The organism is Alkanindiges illinoisensis (assembly GCF_004377485.1).
In the GTDB taxonomy this organism is placed as follows: Bacteria; Pseudomonadota; Gammaproteobacteria; order Pseudomonadales; family Moraxellaceae; genus Alkanindiges; species Alkanindiges illinoisensis_A.
Map to the genome: position 1 here is coordinate 1 of NZ_SNTY01000026.1, position 23,172 is coordinate 23,172.

Below are 23,172 nucleotides of genomic sequence, written 5' to 3' on the forward strand. Positions count from 1 at the left end.
TTGTTAATGTTGCCTTTACCAGTGAATACACCATTTTAGACACCTATATTAATGGCCAGTCCAAGGCTGAAAGTCTGGATGCTTTAGGCAATATGCAGCATGAGCAAACCTTCCAGTATCCAACCACGTTTGGACTGGCTACCTATAATGTGATTACGGCCATTGCCGTTGCTAATGAAGTGATTTTTATCTAAGGCCTATAGCAGCGATCATTCACCCTTTCACGGTTTAAGTCTATTTATGAATAACCCTTTGATTAAGCTGTTGTTATTGCTTGGATGCACCCTAAGCTTAAATTTATACGCTAAGGATAATTGGGTTAAGCTCTGGCTCTCCAAGGGTTTATTGGCTTATATGTCTGTAGATCATATCTATCCGCAAGATTCAAATGCTAAGCTGGTCAATGCGTGGGTCAAGTTTGAACAAGTGAACAATAAAGATTATCTTTTGATGCTCTATCAGTTCGACTGCACAGAAAAGTCATTCGATATCTTGCAGGTAGATAAATACACTGCTGATAATGAATTTCAAAGCCGTATATCTTCCAAACCAGAAGATAAATCATTGAAATCTTTTTTAAGTCCGAATGATAAAGCCTTAGAAAGCTCCTACAATATTGCTTGCGATTACGCTAAAGCTCATCCGCTACCCTAGAATATTTTTATTACCTAACTTTCTTCAGGGTTAGTTACTTCATAACTGAAATTAATTAAAACGGTTAAATTAGATGGCCAATATCAAGCAGCTCATTGAAGCCAACAAGAACAGCTATGCACGTCTACGCAATCCCGGATCAGACATGCTCGATGAGCTGAAGAACTATAATGTGGTCAAGTACGCAATGGATGAGCGTAGTGATCATGGTGGACTGGCCTATTACAATCCTGAAGATAAAACCCTGATTGTCGCGCATCGAGGCAGTGAAACCCGGCGTGACTGGCTAGTGACTGATGTTCAGATTGCAGTGGGTGTTAAGGAAACCCTGGCAGATATGGCCGCCATGCGCTTTACGGATTCTGTGATTGAGAAGCTGGATCGCAATGGCCATGATATTGATTTGATCGTGCAGACTGGCCATTCCAAGGGTGGCCGGGAAAGCCAGATGTGCGTTAAAAAGCTGGTAGAAACCACAGATATTGAATGTATCGGCATGACGTTTAATGCTGCCCGGATTCATGGCAAGCAGAAAAATAAGGATATAGATTATCCTAGTGTAAATTTAAGAGTAACCGGGGGATCAGCCTTTTCAACTGATGTGGTCAGCTCGTTTGGCCAGCAGCTTGGCCATAATGTTGATGTAAACCTGCCCAATGTGAAAAACTTTATTCAGGCGCATAAGCTGTCCACCTTTGACAGTATGATTGAAACCTATCCTGAGCTTAGCAACATGGATATTAAGGACGTGATGCGTGAAATTAAAAAGGGTGTCCAGCTTGCGTCCATCGAGCAGGGCTACCCTGGGCAACAGCAGAACAACAGTCCACAGGATGTAAAAAGCCTGATTAATCACTTAACCGGTACGCCGGAAATCCGCACTGCCACACCAGGGACCGTCACCAAAGGGCAGATTGTGGCTCACACCCAAACTCAGGTTGTTCAGCAGCTTGGTGAGAACAGCAAATTTTTCATGCTACATGATAAGGCCACCTTATCGCGTATTCCTGATATTGGGACGAATGTTCAAATTAAGCACAACAAGAATTCAAGCCTGAAGGCCGGTGTAGAACATCTGGCACCGCAGCAATTTCCCAAAAAAATGACGAGATAAAGCAACCTAAGATCCGCACTAGATTTTCATTGAGCTTAACGTAAAGTTTTTCGTAGAGCGCGGTATTACTTTGATTTATTAGCAGCTTGGAAAATATTCTTTTTGTGATTAATAAAATTTCAATGCATTGCTTCAAATTAGCGTTTCTCTTTAAGCATTGATCTAAGCTTGATTAATGATATTCATGCTTATTATTAATTAGGCTTAATACAAGTAGGCAGCCAGCATACTCTGGGGTAGGCAAAACCAGCGCTATGGTTTTTTGGCTATCGTTTCAAGAGCGGTTTGATTGTCGCTTAGCCAAGAGGCTGTTATCTCACAACGAAATCTCACCAGTTCTATTATTTTATGATAATCATCAGCTAATGCTCGATTAAAAATAGGTTCATGATGGGCAATTCGATTTCTCAAATATCGAATTTGATCAAGATACTGGTAAATCATTGTGCGTCGTTCTGTTATGGTTTTTGCTACATCCATATTGGGTAGTACGCTAGTGAGATAAGGAATCCATAGACGTTCATCATAACGTTGAGTAAACATTTTTTGCCAGAACACAAATTTAAGTTCCGGGATAACTTTCCCTGTAGCCTGAGTACTTCGTCGTGCATTCATCAGATCCCTGCGTGGACTGTACCCAATGCGCGGGTCGGGTAAGCTTCTTTCAAAAACTGTTGCCCAAGGCCACTGGGTTCCATAAACAGATTCTAAAGCAGCGGCAACAGCATTACGGATCACTACCTCACAAAGATGTAACGGCGTTAGTAACGCTCCGGACACTTGTGCATTCCATGCATAAAGGTGCAAAGCTGCCAGCTCATCAACATTTGCTGTCCCAATGGCCGTTTCATAGGTTGCAATTCGCGCTGGAGAGATTGCTGTTTTTATGGCATTAATCATTGCTTGGTTTGACATGTGTAGTATTAACTGTATAATAAAGGCACTAGCTATAGGACTTGCGGGCGAAAGCCTCCCCCTGTAGACGTACGATAGTATATGAAAAAACCCGCTTTTTGCGGGTTTTTTCTTGTCGTTTTAACATGAAATTTATTCTAAAAAATAGATACATAGCCATGTGCGTTTGGTACGAAAAGTGTGGCTAATAATCAAATCGCATAAGACATTATGGGTTAAACTCGTATGATCCCAACCTAATTCATCGTGATTTGATCTTGATGATATGACAATAATGCCGTCAAGCCCGCTGATTAAGCAATTAAAGCAGATGACTCATCCCATACTGAGTTCATTTCGTTTGTTTCTTCGGGTGAAAAGTATTGCAGCCTCGTCTTGTGGTCATACCTTTGCCTATGGCATTGACTTAAATACCGATGAAATTATTAAGGTTCGACTCAATACTGTCGATGAAGGCGTTGACGATTTATCTCAGGCCAGACAAATGAGCCGGGAACTGGCCTTAAAGCAGGTTAAATCCCAATACACAGGCGCCAATAGTCGGGACAGTTTGCAGACCAAGCGTGATAAATATCAGGCTACTTACCTGTCTTTTGACCGTTGCATTGAAATTCCATCTACAGAGTTTGGTATCAAGGCCTACCGCAGCCACTGGGCAGAACTCATGAGTGCTGATCCAGCCGCTGAAGTGATGTTTGGCTTAGGCCATGTCCATCGGCAATTAATTGATCCTGTGCTGCAAAATCAAAAGCCTGGGGCGGCATGGACTGAAATTGTTGAAGCAATAGATAGGCTAACACCACAACAACAACGGTCTAACCATCAAAGCATCATGGCCGCCTTAAACCCCACGGATGAGCAGCATCGGCCCCGGGAAGGCTATGCGGTATTACAGGTGTATGAGCAGGATCAGTTGCAAAGTGAAATCAAGATTTTTCAGCATCGTAAAGTGGTAACGCATTATGACTCTCAAGGACAAGCGCTTTCCATTTTACAAGCGGTGTCAGCAGAAGAAACGCTAGAGTATTATTTTAATGGCCTTGTGACCAAGACTAATACAGAATTTAATATCTCGCGTGACATTGCCCGGATCATCTTGAATATTTTTTGTGGTCATCCGGTTAGTGCATCACAATTTTCAAGTCAAGCCACTGATTATCTAACATCGTTACGCCAGCTTTATCGTCGTTTTAAAGACCAGCAATTGACGGTGCGTTTAATCGCTGTTCGTACCATCTTATTTGGTCCCTATAAGATTCGCAGCCTGCTGGCCAGCAATCCGCAAAAAGGCCCTTTAAAACTGTATCAGAACAACCAGTTTTTACCCACTGTCCTGGTGATTCAGCGGCATGCCGATTCAGGCCGGGCTTTTGGGGTTTTCGCCTTGCCTGCTGAACAGGCTTCATCATTTAAACCCTGCACCTTGTCAGCATTGCCCTTAGATATGGCACAATACAACTATCGGCATCTGATCGCAGAGGAGTAGATTCGCCATGACAGATCAGCCAGAAAACGAGAAAAACAAACGTACTGAAGCCCAGCGCAATGCTGAGTTACGGCATGAACAGCACCGCATTCATTTTAAGATTAGTGCCAACTTAAAAACCAATCCTGCCTACGCCCGTAAATTTCAGCGATATCAGGAGGCTAATTTATTGGGAACATTATTGAAGGAAGCGCTGCTCAATGCGCCAGAGAACCCTGAAGACTTTGTGCCCTTAAAATCCAAAAAAACTTAAGAAAATTTTTCTATATCAGCTTATAAATACACAATCAGATGTAGGAAGTAGAACAACAATGAAGAGACAGAGTCATGAATATATTAAATGAACTTGATGCATTAACATCATTACAACTAGAAATTATGATTTACAGGGCAATTGAAGAGGCGATCATTACAGGTCAGAATGAACCTGGTATTGTGGCAGCGCTTACCAAAAAAATTCCTGAGTCTTTAAAATCACTAACTAAAATTGGAAAATACACATTAATTACAGGAGGAATTTTTGTTCATCAGACGCCAAAAGTTAAATTTAATGGAATGCAAAAGACAAGCATTGAAATTGGTGATCTGCTTTTATTAAATACGATTATTGATCAGCGTGGGAATCGATCCAGGCGGGCAATGCTATTTCAGGCAAAGATGGTTGATGCATTACCTGCGACCCCTGACAATGGTGATCAGCATGATCTTTATGAAAAGTGGCCCTTATATACTTATGTACATGGAGCGCTACAAAATCAGCATCGCTATATTACAGCGCCCGATCTACATTTGGCTGCAAAGTATCTATTATTAAATAAAAATAATACCGGGATACCTTTTAAAAGGCATTATTTGAAGCAAGCACTGGCCAATGCAAGTGCATTAACAGCGAGTCCAACTCGTCCCTTAAATCATTATCAGTGCTTTGCAGAGGAGCTTCGGCAGTTTATTTTAGGAAATGCCGGGAAGATTTTTTTGGCCATGGATGATCAGGATTATAAGAATTACTCTGATTTACATAATATAGGAATATCTTATCCTCCTTCTGTGAAAAACGTACTACCTTTTCTTTTCGGATTTTATGATTGGGAGGGCTGGAGCTTGATGGTTAATGATCTTATCCGCTCTACCGCTCGTAAAGCGACGAGATTAATGAATGTACAGCCATCTTCACAAGCTACAGGAGTAAGAGGCGTCAACGTTGAAAATATAATGATGTTTACATCTTCTATAAGTTTAATTTCGCAATTGGCTCCTCCTTCAGATCAAGTACCAACTGATAAGAATGATCCTAACGAAGAAGATGGAGGTATCAGTATTATTGAGTTTATTTTACAAGAAGTCGAAGGTACTGAAAATAATAAATATTTAGAAGAGATTTAAGTGTAAGTATTAAAGCGTCTGATTAAACTTTAATAAAAGATAGAGATTATTATAAGTCGGATAGGTTGCTGTGAGAGATGGAAAATAAAGTTTTTTAACTTCCTTGATCGCAGGCTGTAAAATAAACTGCTTAAGATTATCCAACCGGTGATAAGAGCTTAAATGTTCAATCTGAAACATGGCTAAAATTTCCGGAATATTAAACTGCTGTATCTTTGCTCCACGGTCAATGTATAAATATAAAATCTTGGCCGTTGGTGTTTTTAAATGAGCCAGATTTTCAATCAGCTTACTATTAAAAGCCTGCTGAATTTCCGCTAGGTGCCCCTGTAGTACGCTACTTAATCCAATACGCAGCGTTAACTGATCCAGACTCAGCTGGTGATGGCTGAAGCAAAAAAATTTAATAAAGTGCGGATGTAAGCGAGTGGCACAAAAAAATAGCGGTTTGGTGGCCAGTGCATCAATCACTGGCCAGAGTTGATAAGTCGCCGCAAAATGACTATTGAGGTGATCCAGTAATTCAGCCGTCGAGAGAATAATCTGCGGTTGCAGGGCATGCGGGTGATCAACCAGCACGTGAATCAGTGCTCGCTCAGCAGAGGTTAGCTGTGACAGCGCCAGGCAGATTTCATGCTCAATCTTCATTACTGATCACTAAAAGGGGAGGGCAGTTCAGATCAGCTTAGCATACAATAAGGGCAATCCTCTTTGAACCATCTCAACACCGGCTAATTCGTATGCTTGAAAATCCCTTGATGCAAGAACAGATCCGCAAACGGTTTTTCAAGCTTCGACCGTTTGAGCAGCAGTTGCTTAAAGTGATTATTCAAAAAGCCAGTACTCAAAATCAGCTGACGGCTTTCTGGGTAGACCTATCCTTCACCACGGTACACCAGCTGATGGGATCACATTATCCTGAAGCACTGGCCGAGCAGCAGATTGTAAAATCTTTAGAGGCCTTATTATTTGCCCGGGGCTATTTTCATGCGATTGATCATGCCAGTCTGGAATATCAATTTATTGTGGGCTACAAGATATATCCAGACTTCTCAATCCGGGTTTATCTTAATTCACTGATTCAACCTTATCTGGTGCAATTATAGAGACTAATAATTACTTCTCTCCTAAATATATGGGAACACCATAAGATAGATAAGATTCAACCACACCCTTCCATACTACATCTATTCATTAACCCGCTTTATTTATCGTCAACGATATTTATCAATCGTTATCGATAAAGCAGCGTCGTAATAGGGCAAATGATTTAATCATTGAAGAGTTCAAAGGGTGTTAGTAGCTTTTGCCATGGTGTTCCCATATATTTAGGTACTGCTTTGCCCATTAAGCCACATCAATACCTTTTCATTATCTTGTGCTAATTGTTTAATAGATTGATAAAAGGATCTGACTTTAAAATGGGTTTGGTAAAAACCTTCATTCACTGCCGCTGCTAAAAAATGTGGGTTCATGAGTTCAGGATACTGTACGGTGAGCTGAGCTAATAGATTCATTTGATAGGCTTTAACTATAAGCTTTGCCATTTCATCTTTAGGAATAGTGGCCAGATTACCCTGAGCTTTTTCAAATCTTGCAAAAATATCAGACTTTGTGGTTTGCCGGTAAAGCTCCATCCCCTCAATCTTGCGCATCATTTGCATTTTTGCTGTCATTTGCAGCAATAGAATAGAGTGTCATTATAGATAATCAACAGGTTGTCACTCTAATTCCACACAGTTAAATTAGGGCGTGTCATCAGATATATTGTGACCTTTCCCCATCCTTAGAACCACAACTGAGATGAGATATTTCATATTATGCAGCTTTGCTTGCATATTCAAAAGGGGATTGATAGTTCAGTGAGCTGTGCGGACGCACATAGTTATAATGCTGTCGCCACCGTTGAGAGTTTGAACAACCCGCAGGTCCTGAACCTAAGATCACTAATTTAGAATGTCTCTTTTGCATTTCTGATCACCTAAAGTTTATAAGCTACGTTGATTGACCCGCTTAGATAATTCTTCTGCCGACTCTTTTCGCTCTGAATAACGATCTGTGAGGTACTGACTTTGTCCACGAGTGAGCAAGGTGAACTTATATAGTTCTTCCATTACATCGACAATTCGATCATAGAAGGATGAAGGTTTCATCCGTCCATCTTCTTCAAACTCTAAAAAAGCTTTTGGAATAGATGATTGATTTGGAATGGTGATCATGCGCATCCAACGGCCTAAAATACGCATCTGGTTTAAGCTGTTAAAGGACTGCGAACCGCCACTAACCTGCATCAATGCCAAAGTTTTTCCTTGCGTTGCGCGAATTGCACCGCCTGCCAATGGTATCCAGTCAATTTGTGATTTGAAAATTGAACTCATGGAGCCATGACGTTCAGGTGAGCACCACACCATTCCTTCAGCCCAAGCGAGTAAATCATGCAACTCTTTCACCTTTGGATGTTCTGTGTCTGCATCTTCGGGTAAGGGTAGGCCTTTTGGATGAAAGATTTTTACTTCAGCGCCAAACTGCTCCAAAATACGTCCTGCTTCCATCACCGCCAATCGGCTGTATGAGCGCTCACGGTTTGAACCATACAGCAGCAAAATACGCGGTGGATGATCCAGCGCTTTAGCTTGTACTTTTTCTAAAGTAGGTTGATCGAGAAGATTCATATCTACATTTGGGAGAGTCATAGAAATTACACCTCTGCTTTAAAAAACTTTTTTCTGAGCCACAAAGACACACTGACTAAAGCAATCAACACGGGTACTTCAACCAGTGGACCAATTACAGTAGTAAACGCCACAGGTGAAGCTAAACCAAAAGTTGCAATCGCTACAGCCAACGCCAATTCAAAGTTATTCCCCGCAGCAGTAAAGGAAATTGCTGTAGTTTTAGGGTAATCATTGCCCATCCATTTGCTCATAAAGAAGCTGATGAAGAACATCACAATAAAGTAAATGGTCAATGGAATGGCAATACGTAAAACATCCAGTGGTAAACTCACCACATCATTTCCTTTGAGGCTAAACATCGCCACAATCGTGAACAACAAAGCAAGCAAACTCAGTGGGCTAATTTTTGGTAAGAAGACATGTTGATACCAATCCAAACCTTTCGCTCGAACCAGAATAAATCGTGTCATAAAGCCAAGGAAGAACGGAATCCCTAAATACACGAATACCGCATGAGTAATCGTCCAGAAATCCACATTGATCACTTGCCCTGCAACACCAAAATAAGGTGGTAAGAAGGTCAAGAACAACCAAGCATAGGTACTGAAAAATAAAATTTGGAAGATACTGTTAAAAGCCACCAATGCAGCAACATATTGGTTATCCCCACAGGCCAAACCGTTCCACACCAAGACCATCGCAATACAACGAGCCAGTCCTATCAGGATTAAGCCTGTCATATACTCTGGATAGCTATGTAGAAAAATAATGGCTAATGCAAACATCAATACTGGTGCTATCACCCAGTTCTGTACTAAAGACAAAGTTAAGGTTTTTTTGTCTTTAAACACTTGTGGTAGCGCTGCATAATCCACTTTAGCTAATGGTGGATACATCATCAGAATCAAACCAATCGCAATTGGAATATTGACGGAATCCACACTCATTTTATCCAATGCCACTGAGGCTTGTGGAAAGAACACACCGATCGCTATTCCCAACCCCATTGCAATGAAAATCCATAGCGTGAGGTTACGATCTAAAAAAGATAATCTTTGTTGAGCCATGATGTTCTCATTCAATATCTGAGATGTGATTGATTGCAGCAATCAATTCAGGACGAGACATGTGCGCTGTATCCAGTGCCAACAATGCATCTAAACGACGATTAATATGGTCTACAGTCACTTGGAATGCTTTGAGCTTCTCTTCTTTCGGCAAGTCTAAATGCGAAGGGTCAGCCAAACCCCAATGTGCCTTGATCGCTCCACCCAAATAAAGCGGACACGCTTCTTGCGCTGCCGAATCACAAACCGTAATCACTACGTCAGGTTGATATTGTTCACAATCATCAATGGTTTTACTCCACAAACCATCTGTTGAAAGACCTAAATTTTCTAATGTTTCTATGGTCAGTGGATGTACTTGCCCTGATGGCTTACTACCTGCACTGTATGCTTTCCAACCCTCTGGGGCACGACTATTAAACAGCACTTCTGACAGGATGCTACGGCAACTATTTCCAGTACACAAAAAAAGGAATTTCATAATCTATTACTCACAATAATTATTGATTTGTTGAAATGATGGAGCAACTTTTGGCTGTAAATCAGCATTTTTAAGGGTGTTAAGTACGTTTATGCACCAAGTGGGTAAATTAGGATTGAGACTGTAATAGACCCATTGTCCTTGGCGTCGATCTTGTAAAAGACCAGAAGAACGCAGTAAGGCTAAATGCCGTGAAATCTTGGGTTGGCTCAACTCTAGTTTTTCAGTCAAATCACAGACACACTGCTCATTATTCCCAAGAACCAACATGACAATGTTGAATCGTGTTTCATCAGCCAAACATTTAAAGAAATTGATTTGATCCATATTTTCACTCACTCAAACATATGGATATATTGATATTCACATATATCCATGAAGTTTTTATTTCAATCGCTGGCCATTTGCATCAATCACTTGTTCACCATCTTCTTTAGTGAAAGCACCTTTTTGTGAGAGGGGCAGAATTTCTAAAACAAGTTCTGACGGACGACTTAAACGAGTTCCTAATTCAGTTACCACGAATGGACGGTTAATTAAGATTGGGTACTGAAGCATAAAATCTAAAAGCTGTTCATCCGTCCAATCATCACGTTCTAGTTCTAGCTCAGAATACGGTACAACATTTTTACGAATTGCCTCTCGCACGGTTAAACCCGCATCTACGATCATTTGAATCAGTTCATTTTTCGATGGTGGTGTAACCAGATACTCAATCACTTCAGGTTCAATGTTGGCATTACGAATTAAGGCCAATGTGTTGCGTGATGTTCCACATTCAGGGTTGTGATAAATCTTCACTTTTGGAGTAGCAGACATTTACTCAAACTCAATTAAATTCACAAATATATTTATATACGAATAAACATATATATGCAAATCCATATTTGCATGGCGAATAAAATTAACTATAAAAAATGACACCGTGATTTCTCATAGTGTCATTGCTCATAAAATGAATTTATTACTTGCTTGAAATTAAACCCCTGAATGAACTTTGACCTATCCCCCTAAATTAGCACCATAACATTGTGATTTATTCCATTTCTCAACTAGGATGCGTGCCGAGTTTGCTGTCGGGATTTACTGTCCTGAAGCACAAAAAAATCTGCTGTATTACTATGGCATGGACTTTATAGAAAATGATGGTGTCATTAATGAAGTCAAGATGCGATACCGGCTAATTAATCCTGATGAACTAGTGGTGATGGGCGTCCGTCAGTATGAAACTCAAGCCAAGCAAGTGATGCTTGACGCCATTAATAACGGCGAAAAGGTTGAATTAAAAATGTTTGAGTTTTTAAATGATTGTATTACCCACAGAAATTCAGAAGGCAAGCAGGATATCAGCAGGTCATCCTATTTATACACATTTCAAAGCTGGGGACAACACCTGGAAAAAGTCCATCAACAGCGTTAGTCAATTCTGAGTAAATCCTTCCAGCTCGTCAGGTAACTGGGTGACTTGTTGGCCTGTGTCATTGTCCAGTTCCGGTTTTTAAACGTGCAAGAGCCAATGGCTATCGTATCCTTCCCAAATTTCTTGTTGATTTCATCCAGGGTAAAGGTCAGTAGTTTACGTTCATTGATTTGTTCCTGATCGGCTAACAGATCAGGAATAAACCTGGCTTCAGGCACGATATTCAGCAGCATCACACCGGCCTTTTTATAACGCTGGCCAGATTTAAAAATCTGTTCTAATCCATACATGGCCGACTTCACTAAAAGCAGTCGGTCATCGGTAGCATGGCTTAATGTGACGGTGATATAGGGATTATAGTAAGGCTGCTCAAACCGGCTGGTTTTAATAGTGACACCAATGGTTGCACATAGCAGTTTCTGGTTACGCAGGCGATCAATGGCGCGTAGCATGAATAGGGTAATGGCTTCGCGCAGGTCATCAAGTTCTGTCACCGGTGCACCAAATGACCGGCTGGAAATAATCTGCTTTTTATCCGGCACAATGTCTTCAATGGCCAGGCATGATACACCCTGAAGCTCTAATACGGTACGCTCAGTCACAATGGAAAAATAGCGCCGGATCATGGTGTGATCGGCCATCATCAAGTCCATGACTGATACGATAGACAGGGCATTAAGGCGTTTTTTGATTTGACGGCCGACGCCCCAGACTTCGCCCACATCCACAGTTGATAGCAGGTTTTCCAGCAGATAGGGGTCAGCGTCGATAAAATTGCAGACACCATCAAATACCGGATTTTTCTTGGCCATGTGGTTGGCCAGTTTTGCCTGGGTTTTGCTGGAGCCAATGCCGATACAGCAGGGCAGGCCAATCCATTGCTTAATGCGCTGCCGCATTTGTTGCGCGTATTCTGTCAGGTCAAATAAGTGTTCATAAGCAGTCAGCTCAAGAAAACACTCATCAATCGAGTAGACTTCCTGTTCCTCTGGAGCAACAAACCCACCCAAAATACGCATAAAGCGCTGGGACATCGCGCCATACAAGGCATAGTTACTCGACATGACCACCACACCATGCTGCCGGATTAATGGCCTGATCTCAAAAACGGGTATACCCATTTTAATGCCCAGGGCTTTGGCTTCTTCGCTACGGGCAACGACACAGCCGTCATTATTGGACAGGACAACGACCGGACGGCCGTTGAGGGTAGGATCGAACACACGTTCACAGCTCACATAGCAGTTATTCACGTCCACCAGGGCGAATATGCGGCTATGGTCAGTCATGGCCATGCTACCGGTTAATCACTTTCTTGATGTTATAGGTGACCACGCCAATAATGACGATGGTTTGCCCTGGCTCTGGATAGATATTTTTAAAGTCCGGGTTTTCGGCCTTAAACCAGATCGGCTGCTGGCTGACTTCCCCATGAAATTCTTGCAGGGCATCACTTAAGGACTTGCCTGCATTCTCCAGCCGGTCACAGTCATGCAGGCTATCCGGGTTAACCTCATCGGTTTTTGTGTCATATTCACACAGCATTAATCGCTTCATGGTGAACTTATTGTCAATCATGGCAATCACCACGTCCTTATGACGCGCTTCAATACTACGGTCAATCAGGATTTCATCGCCCACGTCAAAGCCAGCATCACGCATGGACAAAGAACCTACCCGTCCAACGAAGGTCGCACTTTTGTTGCGGATTAGGTGCTCGTTTAAGTCCAGAACATCTTCAATGTGGTCTTCAGCCGGGCTAGGGAAGCCTGCCGGTATTAGTTCCTGGGCAACGGGGATTTGGTAATAGGTTAGTGCCTGCACTGGCCGTAAAGCCAGCTCAGCATTTAAGTCATGGCCAGGCATGGGAAACGGCACAACAGCAGAGCCGGTATTATCCAGGGTTTGCTTTAGGAAGTTTTTCACTAAGGCCTTTTTGGATACCGGCACACGAATGACAGTTGTTTCTTCATCATACAGCGGCTTACGGCCTGAATTAGGACGTACACCACCATGCTTTCCAGTTTTAAGATCGGTCATATTATCTTTGGTTTTGTAACTAAACCAAAACAGCATACGCGATCATTGTTTTTAAAAGCAAATTAGAAATGTTGATATATGCGCTATATGAATTGCTAATTGTTTAATGCTCTAAAGTCTAAAGCATCCGAAAATCTAAAAATTTATAGCAATGCCAGAAAGGAGCCAAGATAGATTTCAATCATTATAAATATTCTACACCTTATTTTTTTGCTCTCAACTTTTGGATAAATAAATGAAAAACCAAAATTAAACCAAACCAGAATAAATAGTCTAAAAGGAAATAGTTCAGAAGAAATTCATCTGTATCCCAGAAAATAAATAAAATACTTATTTTATCCGTATAGCCGTAAAACCTCACCCTTCAGGGTGGGGATAGTCAAAGCACTGCTTTGACGCTGCCGCTAGTCCCCTTTGTGGGGATTAGCTAGGATTGCTAATGTGGTGTCTGCTGTTGCTGAATGTATTTTTTAATAATCCCGATTGGCGCACCGCCACATGATGCAGCGAAGTAACTAGGCGACCACAAGGCATTACCCCATAGCTTGTTTTTAATTTCGGGGTGCTTGGTTCGTAAGATACGACTGGACGCGCCTTTTAAGCTATTAACCAAACTAGATACAGACACTTTGGGTGGATAATTTACCAGTAAATGCACATGGTCATCTTCGCCATCAAACTCTACTAACTCAGCTTCAAAGTCCAGACATACACGCTCAAACACTTCTCGCATGGTTTCAAACATCACTTTAGTAAAAACATCCCGACGATATTTAGCGACAAATACCAAGTGAACGTGCATGTTAAAAACACAGTGCCGCCCTGTTCTAATCTCTTGACTGTTGCTCATAGACCAAATATATTGAAGACATGAAAACACTTAAATTACGCATAAAAGACAAACATTGCAAGGTGCTAGACCAACTGGCATCAGATGTCAACTTTGTCTGGAATTACGTCAATGACTTGTGTTTTCGTCATCTACAACGTACTGGCAAATTCATGTCAGCGTTTGACGTTGCAAAATACACCGCAGGCAGCTCCAAAGCGGGTTTAAACCTGCATAGCCAGACCATTCAGGCAGTCACCGAAGAATTAATCACACGCCGCAAGCAATTCAAAAAAGCCAAATTACGTTGGCGTGTATCTGACCCGAAGTGTGCCAAAAAATCCCTTGGCTGGATACCATTTAAAGCCAGCGCAATTAAGGTTGAACAGGGACAAATCAAATACGGCAAGCAATGGTTCGGTCTATGGGATAGCTACGGCTTAAGCCGGTACACGGTGAAAACAGGTTCGTTTGTACAGGATGCACGCGGACGCTGGTATGTGTGTTTAGCTGTTGATACGGTTAAACTTGAACACACAACAGGTAAAACTTCAATCGGCGTTGATTTAGGCTTAAAAGACCTTGCCGCCTGTTCTGATGGTACAGTGATTGCTAACCCAAAATACTATCGTAAGTATGAACAGCACCTTGCATCAGCACAACGTGCAGGCAAGAAAAAACAGGTTAAGGCAATACATGCAAGAATCAAAAATAGCCGCCAAGACCACTTACACAAGGTCAGTTCTGCATTAGTTCAACAACATGCAGCAATCTTTGTCGGCAATCTATCAGCTAAGAAGTTAGTCAAAACCAAAATGGCAAAGTCAGTCCTTGATACGGGCTTTGCTGCCTTGAAAACCATGCTCAGGTACAAATGCGAGAACGCAGGGGTATGGTTTTTCGAGGTCAATGAAAGCTATACCACCCTAACCTGTAGTCACTGTAATGGTGACACTGGCCCATCAGGGCTTGGAGGGTTAGGAATAAGAGAGTGGGCGTGCATGGATTGTGGTACAGTCCAGGACCGCGATATTAACGCGGCCACGAACATTCTCCGTTTGGGACGTCAAACGCTCGTGGGAGGAATCCCCGTCCTTTAGGTCGGGGAGGACGTCAATACCCGGTGATGTGAAATCTCCATCAATTAAAAATACAAAAGGGAATCCGCCTACAATTCTCTGTACTTCCCCAACTCTATCTACCACTATACGTTTAACAGGAATGTATCTCTGATAAAAGGCTTTGTTGCACAATAGCCTGATTAAGCTGAATAGCATAATTGGGACCATCCAGGTCTTTTAGGCTGGCGTTGCCCAGATTATCTGCCTGTATGGCGATTTCCGGGTTAGCTAAACGGCCACTTTGTTGGACTCTGAGATTATCAGTTTCATTTTGACGAATGAGGTACTGTAATTGTGGGTCTAATTGATACGCCTGCTGCTGGAGTTGCTGCAGAGACAGCTGAGCATAGGTAGGCAAAGGCGAAATTAGCCCAATCAGCATTAATGCTGTTGGTAGGGTGCGCATAATGATTCCTAAAGAGTAATGCAAAAATCTCTAGTCATGACAAAAGTCATAACTGGTTTAGATGCTTAAACTTCAGGAATGCTCAATGACGAAGTACAACTGTGCGGGTCAGTATGGTTATTGTGTTTCTTACTGGTGTATCAAAAATGGGTAAGATGCCAATACACTTGGGGATAATATCTCGAAGTAAGGTAAAAAAAACCCAGAGAAGTATTAGAGCAGACATTACTGTGATCATTTCAAACTGCAATGCTACTTTTAGCATATATTTGATGAAATCATCGCTGGGCAGTTTTAAAAGATGATCAGGGGTTTCATGCAAGATAGTCGCATGATGAGCATCATGGTTAACTGACTTTTGACTATGCACATCATCTGTAGTGTGATGCACTATCCATGAGACGACATTGCCAGAATCTTGCCCCGTTGCCTGATGAGCTTGATCAAAATTTAAAATGATAACGGGCAACCAGGACAAAACACCCATAGCCACCAAAAGATAGGCAGCTATGATTAGCTTTAATAAGCTTTTGGCGTATTTTCGGAGAGGCTGCATATCAAATTGATGAGTAAGAAAGCTCGTGGTGTAATTTAGCCTAATATCATAACGAAGGGAACAGTTCTTAATTATAAATACTGAGATAGTCTGAACTAAAGGCGAGCCAGCTTAGCGATCAGCTGAGCCTGCATGAATTAAATTATACACTCTACCATTGAAATTCATTACTGGGCTTAAGCGTACGTTAAAAAGCCGACTCTCGTAGCGTAAAGAGTCGGCTTTTTAGATGCTTAACCGTTCAGAACAGAGAGAAATATTTTAGCTCTGAAATATGAGTGTTAAGTCGTGGGGTCACCTTCTACTTCAATATGCATCATCAAACCACCGCCACCATCATGTTCAACATTATTGTTGGTAGTATGATGCAGAATATGGCAATGGATCATCCATTTACCTGGTTTAAGTGCTGTCCAGATGACATCATAGCGCTGACCAGGACCTACATTAATGGTATCCGCTTTGAAACGGGCAGAGGGAGGAAGGGTCTCGCCATCACGTGCCACCACCACAAACGGGCCACCGTGGATGTGCATAGGATGGATAAAACCACTACTAGAGCCAATAAAGCGGACTTTAAGGGTTTCACCTACTTTCATTTTGATGGTATCTGTTGAGGGATAAGCACGACCATTGATAGTAAAGTAATTGGGCATGCCTCCTTCCATTGGCATAGCTGGGTAAGTTAAACCATCACGCACCAGCCACTCCTGGAGTTGCAGGGTATACTCATGGTCTGCTGGAATTGTATCAGCCGGATTTGCCGGGTCAATGATTAATGCGCCATATAATCCTAAGGTTTGCTGCCGGTCGACATGGTCGTGCGAGTGATAAAAATAAGTGCCAGACTGTACCGCAGTAAACTCATAGCGATAAATATCCCCGTTCTTGATGGGTTCCTGGGTGACGTGAGCCGCACCATCCATCACGTTGGGCAGGACCAAGCCATGCCAGTGTACAGTGGTGGTTTCGGGCAGGCGATTTGTCACATTAATCCGGACACGGTCGCCCTGACGAAAGCGTAGGGTTGGTCCTGGCACCTGGCCATTAAAGGCATAAGCATTTACAAATGTTTTAGGAAGAATCTGCCAGCGGATGACCGAAGTATCCAGATCAAATACCTTAACGCCATTCTCCAGACGCGGCTCCAGAATATGCGCACCGCGCTGACTTAAATCGTATTTTGCCGACACATCCCGCGGATCAACCGCTGCCATATCCCGCATGGCTTCAGCTGAGGTTTCCTGCGTCATTATCATGCCAGGTGGCATGATAATCCCACCGACTTCTTCTGCTGATAGCCGTAAATTAAAGAATGCTGCTGGTAAAGTCATACCAGCGGCCAGAAGAAAAAGGCTAAAAAATGTAACGGCAGTAAGCTGCGCCCGAGTGACCGAAGGTGCGCCATGACCTGCATGATGCTCTCCGTGTTGTCCAGCATGTTGACTGTTAGTATGTGAGTGCGCTGGCGCCTTACCATCCTTAGCTTGGGAGCTAGTATGATCACTAGGTTGCTCTGCTAAATCATGGTTCATTTGCGCCATATCACCATGTCCATGGCTTCCCTGATGCGAAGCATGAGATGAAGAATGGTTATGTTCTCCGCTATCTGAAGAATCTGGACGAACCGTCATAAGGCCATGCTTCATGCCGCGTGAAACCATCCAGACATTCACTGGATAGGCCAGCGCGAAACCAGCGATGATACCAATGGACATAACCACCCAGAACAGTGGCTCTCCAGGTCACATGGCACGCATGTCGCGCCCCATCATTAAATAAACCATGACTGGTGCCATACCGGCCATCATGCAGTTCATAGAAATTAGCTCTGGGAGGAAGCTACGCTTTACGTTTTCAAGATAACTGCCGCCCATCATTTTGCGCATAAACAGCGCCTGAAAAATAAGTAGGCCGAACAAGAAACCGGCAGTATACTCAACAATCAGGTCGACCCACATCGATAGGCCAAGCATTGCGGTGATAACTGCTGCGACGATAATTCCCGTAGCATCACCTGCAACACAATGCACGGTGGAGCCAACACCCTGTTTCCATAATGGTTTTACAAATTCTTCATGGGTGCCAGGTGCAGGTTCTTTGTCTGCCATCACATATAACAGCAAGCCAATTGGACCCATGTATAAGGTCACCAGCACAAAACCCCATTTCATTACGGCAGGCTCAGGATTGCCTCTGAATTGATCCCAGGCCACATAGGCTGCTGAAAGCACGGCGATAACTAGCCAGGCGTAGACAAAAATATCAATGGGTTGAATTAACATTAGATTATTCCTTGTTTTCGTTTTAGCTTAAAACTTGTATCCCTTCAAAGTCGCTCCATAGAAGGTATTGCGTTTCAGAAGCTACCTTAAAGGTATTAAACTAGGTTTCGGTATTGAATAAATAATAGATTCCTGTGGTTTAGTATTGGGATTATCGTTTTGTAGATCATGATGATGGTCATGAGTTTTCTGCGCTTTCTCCTGAGCGGATGTCGCTGAATCATGATCGGATACCAGTTCCATTTCATCATCTGACATGGCCTGCATATCTTGGGCTAAGAGTTTTTGCTCAGCCCAAACAGGTGCGTTAAGAAAAATCAATAAAACAAGTCCTTTTGTTAAATTATTCATATTTTGACCTTTCATTCGATTCCGATGACTGAGGTAATGTAGCCAGTCACTAGTAAAATAGATAAGCCCAGCATCATTTCAAACAAAATGGCATAGCTAAGGTGTCTAGCAAATTGTGAATATTGTAGGCGCGGGGTGAAGTACCATTTGTTGAATGCGGCAAGTAAGAGGATAGAGCTAACCAAGACGAGCTTAATGATAAAACCATGCCCGTACGGAGTAGTGAGTAGCGTGTTCCAGTCTTTTAATAATAAATAGGCTACGGTAGCGCCGCACGCCACCAATATAGCAACAATAAAAGCAGCAATTTTCCCAAACAAATGCATACTGTCTTTTAGAGAAATTCCCTGAATACGGCGGCTGAGTTGCCACAAGGGAAATAGTGCGCCCATCCATAAAGACATAGCGCCAACATGCAGGATAATCAGGCCTTGAGCAAAAATGGATAGATTGGTCACATGTCCCATTTGGGAAAATGTGAAGAGCAGGGTGAGGAAACAGATTGCTAGTGCTAACCTTAAAATATATGAAGGCTTTGCTGGCTGTTTGTAGTATTTCCAGGTCAGTAAGGCGGTAATCGCTATAAAGCATAAGACTCGTAGGACCTGAACCGTTCCGACAGAGGTATGTAGAAGAATATTAAAAAACGTAGCATCAAATATGCCAAGCCAGCCCGAGTTGGCAAAACTGCCTATCTGAATTAGAAAACCTGCAATACTTGAAAGTATGCCCAGCGATGCCCCAATAAACATATACTTAATAAGAATTTTATTTAGTATCTGATACTTAAAAAACAGTAAATAAGAGAAAGCACCGCCTATGCTGATCGCTGTGGCAAGATAGAACATCACTTTTGCAATCCAGCCAGCCCATAACCAGTACTCAGCGACCATACTTAGTTCTCATCCTAATGATTGAATCGGTGCCAACATCAGATGACACCGAATTGCCCCGATTTTATTGCGCTTGTTTTAAAGTGAAATTGTATTTGCCACTCATGTTGTGTCCGTCTTTACCCATCGTTGTCCAGATCACGGTATAGGTAGAATCTGGGAGGGCAGGTAGCGCCACGGTATGAGCCAGTTGAAGGTCTGATGTGACTTTATAATTTAGATCAATATTTTTCTGTTGAGTGTCAACCAGTTTAATATTCATCAGCATGACTGGTTCACCAAAATTAAGTAACAGTTTGGTCGGCTGTGTACTAACCGTAGCATTAACAGCGGGAGATGCACTTTGTAGCGTGGTGTGTGCAAAAGCACTGGTGGCTGCGACGGCAACTGCTGAAGCCAGGACGATGCTGCGTAGTGAAGTACTAAAGTGTTGACGTAAATTCATGAAACTATCCTGCCGCTCAAAAAATAAAGACTAATTGTATTGGAAAGACCAGTCCTAAAAAAAGATTGCATCTCGCCAATTCCTGAACTTTAGTATGTAAAGCAGAGCACGACGACTGAATGACTAAAAAATTACATTCTTGTCATTTTTAATATGTCCTAAATATTAAGATTGGATGTTTAGAGGTCTGTCATTATGCGAACTATCGATAAGAACTTTCTCATAATTTGTTTAATTTTAGGGTTATACCCAATCCTTTGGTAAAGCCGAATTAGAGCTAAATTACAGTTGGCTAGTCTTATAAAAAATATATATACATTATATGGGACTAAAATTTAAATTAAAATATTGGTAAATTTAATAAATTTTACACTTATTAACTTAATGCATATTCTGTATTCGGGTTTTTTTATTTAGCTTATTCGATACATCAATTTTGATGTTTAAATTTGGAGAGTATAAATGAATAGTATTAACCTTTCAGAATGTGCGAAAGCCTGTGTGTTATGTTCCTTAACCTGCACTTCATGTGCACATTTGTGCCTGGATGAGGATTCAGTTGAAATGATGCGTGAATGTATCAAGCGATGTCTGGATTGCGCTGATATCTGCGACTTATGTGCGCACGCCCAACAAAGAAATTCACCTTTTACCAAGGAAATATGTGAATTATGCGCTAAAATGTGCGATTACTGCGCGGAAGAGTGTAGTAAACATCAGATGGAACATTGCCAGCAATGCGCAGAAGCTTGCCGTAAATGTGCTGCCGAATGCCGTAAAATGGCCGCTTAAGACTGGTGCTTTTATATAAAGAGGATGCTTTCAAAGAAAGCATCCTTTGGTTCTCTTATAGATAAATAAAAATTCAAAGATTTTCGACGAGACGTGATTGTAGGTATTATTGGTATTTTTTGCTAAAATAGTGATAAGATTCGAAAAATAAATAAAAAACATATTTTTTATTTAAATCCTCTCCTTTAAATTACTTAAAATAAAGTCTGATTTTTGAGTCTTAAATTAAAATATATTTAAGGAGTAATCTTCCGTATTTAAAAATATTGGATATTTATCTCCAAGAAATTATATTTTTAAAACCTGTAATTGCCCTATCATTAAAATGAAAATTATATTTTAATTAACCGAATTATATTAGACCTAAGTAACGCAGGGGTGACCGTAAAATTACATTTATGTCATTTATAAACTTTTGCTTTACCCCTACCAGCAAACTCATGGCGTAGGGAAAACATCATTTATTAGCCGAAAGCTTGACTTAGGATAAGCACTTTGTGGTTAAGTTTATTTTTACAGGTATTTGATTGTTCATGAAGCCTGTTTAAATAATTTAATCTTAAACGTCGTCTTTTCACGTTCTGAATCAACCTCGATACAACCGCCATGCGCCTCTACAATTGATTTGGTAATTGCCAGTCCCAGGCCTGCTCCCTCATCCGTTCTTCGTCTGGATGCATCAGTCCGGTAGAAGCGATCAAAGATTCGTTGCTGCTGGTCTTTACTGATGGTTGGCCCTTCATTTTGTATGGTAATTATTGTTGATGAGGCTTGCTGAACGATAACTACATGAATATCAGTCCCTGGCTTGGCATAGCGGAGTGCATTCGAGAGTAAGTTGCTTAAGGCACGCCTTAACATAAGTGCATCGCCCTGAATGGTTGCTTTACCAGAAGATGCTAACCTCATTCCTTTTTCCGCGGCCAAAGCATCGTAAAATTCAAAAAGGGCTTGTACTTCCTGATCCAATTTTACTGGCTGCAAATTGGGTAGACATAGACCATGCTCTGCTTTTGCCAAAAACAACATATCAGAAATCATACGTGCCAAGCGCTCATATTCTTCCAGATTAGAAAATAGTACTTCCTGATAAGTACTAATATCTCGCTTGCGGGAAAGGCAGACCTGAGTTTGGGTCATTAAATTATTGATAGGTGTTCTTAGCTCATGAGTTAGATCAGAAGAAAAATCAGAAAGCCTGGCTACTGCAGACTCCAGTCGATCCAACATTTCATTAAAGGCAATCGCCAGAGATCTTAATTCTACCGGGATGTGATTAACTTCGAGCCGACCTGTTAAGTCCTGAGCGGAAATACCCTCAGCGACTCTGGCCATAGTATGCGCTGGGCGAAGTCCTCGCCGGGCGGCAACCCATCCTAAAAGCATAAGCGTTAAGGTGCCAGCACTACCAATAATTAACAGCTGCTGGCGAAAATCATCTAGAAAAAGTTGGTGTTCGGTGGTGTCTATTCCTAGGATAATTTGATGACTATCCGCTAATTTTGTGTGAGGACTGGTAACGATCAGGCCACGAAAATTGTGTCCATTAGTCTGCCATTCGGTCAATGGATTCTTTGCATCTTGTAAGCGCAATTTACTGGAGATGAGGGGAGGGTGCGAGCTGAGCAACAAGTGTCCGATCGGCCGTTCGATCTGTACCATAAGCCCGTGATGGCCAACTAACGCATCTTTAAGTTGTGTGGTCAGGAATAAATCATTATTGGGGTACTGCTTTAACAAATTCTCGATAAGTTCTACTTTACCCTCAAGTTGCGTATGATCCTGCTGTTCAAAGTGGTGCATGACTAATTGATGAATCACTATGCCCATAATCAGCAAAATAACGATAGTGAACAGTGAAAAAATAAGACTTATTCTTAAGCTAATTGCGTTAAGTAACGGGGTCATCCTTAACCTCCAGCACATAACCCATGCCACGTATATTTTGAATAAGCCGGGTATCAAAATTATTGTCAATCTTGCTACGTAGCCGCTTAATGGCCACCTCAACTACATTTGTGTCGCTATCAAAATTCATATCCCAGACCTGAGAGGCAATAAGCGAACGAGGCAATACTTCTCCACGCCTGCGCATAAATAACTCCAGCAATGCAAATTCTTTAGCCGTTAAGTCTGTAATGGTCTAATGAAATCAGACAGTGTGATAGAGATATAATTTCACTGAACTGAGGATCTCAACATGACCAAAGCTAAACGCAAATTTGATGCAAATTACAAACTACACATTTGTGAGCTGAT

The 23,172-nt window shown here is 41.8% G+C and carries 29 protein-coding genes and 2 pseudogenes; 10 read left to right on the plus strand and 21 right to left on the minus strand.

The genetic code is table 11. From position 1 onward, the window contains the following. From E2B99_RS14595 to E2B99_RS08030, 3 genes are all read left to right on the plus strand, one after another. Positions 1-194, plus strand: a 194-nt coding sequence (locus tag E2B99_RS14595; protein WP_166739008.1) for a hypothetical protein, incomplete at its 5' end; no start/stop codon positions are given. Between the two features lie 46 nt (positions 195-240). Further along, complete coding sequence (locus tag E2B99_RS08025; protein WP_134244437.1) at positions 241-654, plus strand: hypothetical protein; 414 nt, start codon at positions 241-243, stop codon at positions 652-654. A gap of 73 nt (positions 655-727) precedes the next feature. Then, positions 728-1,768: a KfrB domain-containing protein gene (locus E2B99_RS08030; protein ID WP_134244439.1), complete on the plus strand. Its 1,041-nt coding sequence runs from the start codon at positions 728-730 to the stop codon at positions 1,766-1,768. Between the two features lie 252 nt (positions 1,769-2,020). Here the strand turns inward: E2B99_RS08030 and E2B99_RS08035 are convergent, their stop codons facing one another. Continuing rightward, entirely contained in the window at positions 2,021-2,683 is a 663-nt protein-coding gene (locus E2B99_RS08035) for an Abi family protein (protein ID WP_034280378.1), read from the minus strand. A 310-nt stretch (positions 2,684-2,993) separates the two neighbouring features. Between E2B99_RS08035 and E2B99_RS08040 the strand changes: the two genes are divergently transcribed. From E2B99_RS08040 to E2B99_RS08050, 3 genes are all read left to right on the plus strand, one after another. Then, positions 2,994-4,169, plus strand: a complete 1,176-nt coding sequence (locus E2B99_RS08040) for a hypothetical protein (RefSeq protein ID WP_134244441.1) — start codon at positions 2,994-2,996, stop codon at positions 4,167-4,169. A gap of 7 nt (positions 4,170-4,176) precedes the next feature. Further along, a complete protein-coding gene (locus tag E2B99_RS08045) occupies positions 4,177-4,422 on the plus strand; it encodes a hypothetical protein (RefSeq protein ID WP_026471984.1) in 246 nt (81 codons plus the stop codon). Between the two features lie 74 nt (positions 4,423-4,496). Continuing rightward, on the plus strand, positions 4,497-5,552 hold the full coding sequence (locus tag E2B99_RS08050; RefSeq protein WP_134244443.1) for a hypothetical protein: 1,056 nt from the start codon (positions 4,497-4,499) through the stop codon (positions 5,550-5,552). Between the two features lie 9 nt (positions 5,553-5,561). Here the strand turns inward: E2B99_RS08050 and E2B99_RS08055 are convergent, their stop codons facing one another. Then, complete coding sequence (locus tag E2B99_RS08055; RefSeq protein WP_134244445.1) at positions 5,562-6,200, minus strand: replication initiation protein; 639 nt, start codon at positions 6,198-6,200, stop codon at positions 5,562-5,564. A gap of 110 nt (positions 6,201-6,310) precedes the next feature. On the opposite strand from E2B99_RS08055, the gene E2B99_RS08060 reads away from it, so the two are divergent. Then, entirely contained in the window at positions 6,311-6,658 is a 348-nt protein-coding gene (locus E2B99_RS08060; protein ID WP_134244447.1) for a hypothetical protein, read from the plus strand. Between the two features lie 222 nt (positions 6,659-6,880). On the opposite strand, the gene E2B99_RS08065 is transcribed toward E2B99_RS08060, so the two are convergent. The 7 genes from E2B99_RS08065 to arsC all read right to left on the minus strand — a co-directional run bounded on the left by E2B99_RS08065 (position 6,881) and on the right by arsC (position 10,594). Then, positions 6,881-7,210, minus strand: a complete 330-nt coding sequence (locus tag E2B99_RS08065) for a hypothetical protein (protein ID WP_134244449.1) — start codon at positions 7,208-7,210, stop codon at positions 6,881-6,883. Positions 7,211-7,370: 160 nt separating this feature from the next. Further along, the gene (locus E2B99_RS15085) at positions 7,371-7,523 is read right to left on the minus strand and encodes an integrase core domain-containing protein (RefSeq protein WP_134244450.1); all 153 of its coding nucleotides are present in this window, start codon (positions 7,521-7,523) and stop codon (positions 7,371-7,373) included. Positions 7,524-7,540: 17 nt separating this feature from the next. Continuing rightward, complete coding sequence (gene arsH / locus E2B99_RS08075) at positions 7,541-8,245, minus strand: arsenical resistance protein ArsH (RefSeq protein WP_134244452.1); 705 nt, start codon at positions 8,243-8,245, stop codon at positions 7,541-7,543. A gap of 5 nt (positions 8,246-8,250) precedes the next feature. Beyond that, a complete protein-coding gene (gene arsB / locus E2B99_RS08080; RefSeq protein WP_134244454.1) occupies positions 8,251-9,294 on the minus strand; it encodes an ACR3 family arsenite efflux transporter in 1,044 nt (347 codons plus the stop codon). A gap of 7 nt (positions 9,295-9,301) precedes the next feature. Further along, complete coding sequence (locus tag E2B99_RS08085) at positions 9,302-9,775, minus strand: arsenate reductase ArsC (protein ID WP_010326176.1); 474 nt, start codon at positions 9,773-9,775, stop codon at positions 9,302-9,304. Between the two features lie 6 nt (positions 9,776-9,781). Continuing rightward, positions 9,782-10,102 (minus strand): metalloregulator ArsR/SmtB family transcription factor, encoded by a 321-nt coding sequence (locus E2B99_RS08090; RefSeq protein ID WP_134244455.1) that lies wholly within the window; start codon positions 10,100-10,102, stop codon positions 9,782-9,784. A 57-nt stretch (positions 10,103-10,159) separates the two neighbouring features. Beyond that, positions 10,160-10,594, minus strand: a complete 435-nt coding sequence (gene arsC, locus E2B99_RS08095; protein ID WP_134244456.1) for an arsenate reductase (glutaredoxin) — start codon at positions 10,592-10,594, stop codon at positions 10,160-10,162. 238 nt (positions 10,595-10,832) lie between these two features. Here arsC and E2B99_RS08100 point away from each other — a divergent pair, with 238 nt between their 5' ends. Next, on the plus strand, positions 10,833-11,195 hold the full coding sequence (locus tag E2B99_RS08100; RefSeq protein WP_134244458.1) for a hypothetical protein: 363 nt from the start codon (positions 10,833-10,835) through the stop codon (positions 11,193-11,195). Here E2B99_RS08100 and E2B99_RS08105 read toward each other — a convergent pair. The 3 genes from E2B99_RS08105 to tnpA form a co-directional block, all read right to left on the minus strand. Further along, positions 11,192-12,484 (minus strand): Y-family DNA polymerase, encoded by a 1,293-nt coding sequence (locus E2B99_RS08105; protein WP_134244460.1) that lies wholly within the window; start codon positions 12,482-12,484, stop codon positions 11,192-11,194. The two genes, E2B99_RS08100 and E2B99_RS08105, sit on opposite strands and share 4 nt — an antisense overlap. A gap of 7 nt (positions 12,485-12,491) precedes the next feature. After that, entirely contained in the window at positions 12,492-13,061 is a 570-nt protein-coding gene (locus tag E2B99_RS08110) for a LexA family protein (protein WP_198938095.1), read from the minus strand. A 610-nt stretch (positions 13,062-13,671) separates the two neighbouring features. Beyond that, positions 13,672-14,085: an IS200/IS605 family transposase gene (gene tnpA, locus E2B99_RS08115; RefSeq protein ID WP_134244462.1), complete on the minus strand. Its 414-nt coding sequence runs from the start codon at positions 14,083-14,085 to the stop codon at positions 13,672-13,674. 20 nt (positions 14,086-14,105) lie between these two features. On the opposite strand from tnpA, the gene E2B99_RS08120 reads away from it, so the two are divergent. Beyond that, positions 14,106-15,164: an RNA-guided endonuclease InsQ/TnpB family protein gene (locus tag E2B99_RS08120; protein WP_134244463.1), complete on the plus strand. Its 1,059-nt coding sequence runs from the start codon at positions 14,106-14,108 to the stop codon at positions 15,162-15,164. 112 nt (positions 15,165-15,276) lie between these two features. Here E2B99_RS08120 and E2B99_RS08125 read toward each other — a convergent pair whose 3' ends face one another. From E2B99_RS08125 to E2B99_RS08150, 7 genes and pseudogenes are all read right to left on the minus strand, one after another. After that, entirely contained in the window at positions 15,277-15,591 is a 315-nt protein-coding gene (locus E2B99_RS08125; protein ID WP_134244465.1) for a hypothetical protein, read from the minus strand. A gap of 82 nt (positions 15,592-15,673) precedes the next feature. Further along, positions 15,674-16,147 carry a hypothetical protein gene (locus E2B99_RS08130; RefSeq protein ID WP_134244466.1) on the minus strand — a complete coding sequence of 158 codons (474 nt, stop codon included), beginning with the start codon at positions 16,145-16,147 and terminating at the stop codon, positions 15,674-15,676. 281 nt (positions 16,148-16,428) lie between these two features. Beyond that, positions 16,429-17,811 carry a multicopper oxidase family protein gene (locus E2B99_RS08135; RefSeq protein WP_346553958.1) on the minus strand — a complete coding sequence of 461 codons (1,383 nt, stop codon included), beginning with the start codon at positions 17,809-17,811 and terminating at the stop codon, positions 16,429-16,431. After that, a pseudogene (locus E2B99_RS14740) lies at positions 17,803-18,432 on the minus strand (DUF4396 domain-containing protein); the annotation flags it as partial. The gene E2B99_RS08135 and the pseudogene E2B99_RS14740, both read right to left, overlap by 9 nt. Positions 18,433-18,513: 81 nt before the next feature. Continuing rightward, positions 18,514-18,783 (minus strand): hypothetical protein, encoded by a 270-nt coding sequence (locus E2B99_RS08140; RefSeq protein ID WP_134244468.1) that lies wholly within the window; start codon positions 18,781-18,783, stop codon positions 18,514-18,516. A gap of 11 nt (positions 18,784-18,794) precedes the next feature. Further along, positions 18,795-19,676, minus strand: coding sequence for a copper resistance D family protein (locus tag E2B99_RS08145; RefSeq protein ID WP_134244470.1), 882 nt, complete (start codon positions 19,674-19,676; stop codon positions 18,795-18,797). A gap of 64 nt (positions 19,677-19,740) precedes the next feature. Beyond that, a complete protein-coding gene (locus E2B99_RS08150; protein ID WP_134244471.1) occupies positions 19,741-20,121 on the minus strand; it encodes a copper resistance CopC family protein in 381 nt (126 codons plus the stop codon). Between the two features lie 462 nt (positions 20,122-20,583). Between E2B99_RS08150 and E2B99_RS08155 the strand changes: the two genes are divergently transcribed. Next, positions 20,584-20,913 carry a four-helix bundle copper-binding protein gene (locus E2B99_RS08155; RefSeq protein WP_076878499.1) on the plus strand — a complete coding sequence of 110 codons (330 nt, stop codon included), beginning with the start codon at positions 20,584-20,586 and terminating at the stop codon, positions 20,911-20,913. Between the two features lie 531 nt (positions 20,914-21,444). Here the strand turns inward: E2B99_RS08155 and E2B99_RS08160 are convergent. Continuing rightward, positions 21,445-22,821, minus strand: coding sequence for a heavy metal sensor histidine kinase (locus E2B99_RS08160; RefSeq protein WP_134244473.1), 1,377 nt, complete (start codon positions 22,819-22,821; stop codon positions 21,445-21,447). Further along, positions 22,805-23,047 (minus strand): annotated as a pseudogene (locus tag E2B99_RS08165) (winged helix-turn-helix domain-containing protein); the annotation flags it as partial. The pseudogene E2B99_RS08165 and the gene E2B99_RS08160, both read right to left, overlap by 17 nt. Positions 23,048-23,172: the final 125 nt, after the last annotated feature.

Coding starts and splice junctions, on each gene's coding strand:
- E2B99_RS08035 (WP_034280378.1), bottom strand. CDS start 2,683: ATGTCAAACCAAGCAATGATTAATGCCATAAAAACAGCAATCTCTCCA.
- E2B99_RS08100 (WP_134244458.1), top strand. CDS start 10,833: ATGCGTGCCGAGTTTGCTGTCGGGATTTACTGTCCTGAAGCACAAAAA.
- arsC (WP_134244456.1), bottom strand. CDS start 10,594: ATGTCTGCTACTCCAAAAGTGAAGATTTATCACAACCCTGAATGTGGA.
- arsH (WP_134244452.1), bottom strand. CDS start 8,245: ATGACTCTCCCAAATGTAGATATGAATCTTCTCGATCAACCTACTTTA.
- E2B99_RS08145 (WP_134244470.1), bottom strand. CDS start 19,676: ATGGTCGCTGAGTACTGGTTATGGGCTGGCTGGATTGCAAAAGTGATG.
- E2B99_RS08150 (WP_134244471.1), bottom strand. CDS start 20,121: ATGAATTTACGTCAACACTTTAGTACTTCACTACGCAGCATCGTCCTG.
- E2B99_RS08045 (WP_026471984.1), top strand. CDS start 4,177: ATGACAGATCAGCCAGAAAACGAGAAAAACAAACGTACTGAAGCCCAG.
- E2B99_RS08085 (WP_010326176.1), bottom strand. CDS start 9,775: ATGAAATTCCTTTTTTTGTGTACTGGAAATAGTTGCCGTAGCATCCTG.
- E2B99_RS08055 (WP_134244445.1), bottom strand. CDS start 6,200: ATGAAGATTGAGCATGAAATCTGCCTGGCGCTGTCACAGCTAACCTCT.
- E2B99_RS08025 (WP_134244437.1), top strand. CDS start 241: ATGAATAACCCTTTGATTAAGCTGTTGTTATTGCTTGGATGCACCCTA.
- E2B99_RS08105 (WP_134244460.1), bottom strand. CDS start 12,484: ATGACTGACCATAGCCGCATATTCGCCCTGGTGGACGTGAATAACTGC.
- E2B99_RS08040 (WP_134244441.1), top strand. CDS start 2,994: ATGACTCATCCCATACTGAGTTCATTTCGTTTGTTTCTTCGGGTGAAA.
- E2B99_RS15085 (WP_134244450.1), bottom strand. CDS start 7,523: ATGCAAAAGAGACATTCTAAATTAGTGATCTTAGGTTCAGGACCTGCG.
- E2B99_RS08050 (WP_134244443.1), top strand. CDS start 4,497: ATGAATATATTAAATGAACTTGATGCATTAACATCATTACAACTAGAA.
- E2B99_RS08060 (WP_134244447.1), top strand. CDS start 6,311: ATGCAAGAACAGATCCGCAAACGGTTTTTCAAGCTTCGACCGTTTGAG.
- E2B99_RS08160 (WP_134244473.1), bottom strand. CDS start 22,821: ATGACCCCGTTACTTAACGCAATTAGCTTAAGAATAAGTCTTATTTTT.
- E2B99_RS08125 (WP_134244465.1), bottom strand. CDS start 15,591: ATGCGCACCCTACCAACAGCATTAATGCTGATTGGGCTAATTTCGCCT.
- E2B99_RS08120 (WP_134244463.1), top strand. CDS start 14,106: ATGAAAACACTTAAATTACGCATAAAAGACAAACATTGCAAGGTGCTA.
- tnpA (WP_134244462.1), bottom strand. CDS start 14,085: ATGAGCAACAGTCAAGAGATTAGAACAGGGCGGCACTGTGTTTTTAAC.
- E2B99_RS08065 (WP_134244449.1), bottom strand. CDS start 7,210: ATGATGCGCAAGATTGAGGGGATGGAGCTTTACCGGCAAACCACAAAG.
- arsB (WP_134244454.1), bottom strand. CDS start 9,294: ATGGCTCAACAAAGATTATCTTTTTTAGATCGTAACCTCACGCTATGG.
- E2B99_RS08155 (WP_076878499.1), top strand. CDS start 20,584: ATGAATAGTATTAACCTTTCAGAATGTGCGAAAGCCTGTGTGTTATGT.
- E2B99_RS08135 (WP_346553958.1), bottom strand. CDS start 17,811: ATGGTTTCACGCGGCATGAAGCATGGCCTTATGACGGTTCGTCCAGAT.
- E2B99_RS08090 (WP_134244455.1), bottom strand. CDS start 10,102: ATGGATCAAATCAATTTCTTTAAATGTTTGGCTGATGAAACACGATTC.
- E2B99_RS08110 (WP_198938095.1), bottom strand. CDS start 13,061: ATGCCTGGCCATGACTTAAATGCTGAGCTGGCTTTACGGCCAGTGCAG.
- E2B99_RS08130 (WP_134244466.1), bottom strand. CDS start 16,147: ATGCAGCCTCTCCGAAAATACGCCAAAAGCTTATTAAAGCTAATCATA.
- E2B99_RS08140 (WP_134244468.1), bottom strand. CDS start 18,783: ATGAATAATTTAACAAAAGGACTTGTTTTATTGATTTTTCTTAACGCA.
- E2B99_RS08030 (WP_134244439.1), top strand. CDS start 728: ATGGCCAATATCAAGCAGCTCATTGAAGCCAACAAGAACAGCTATGCA.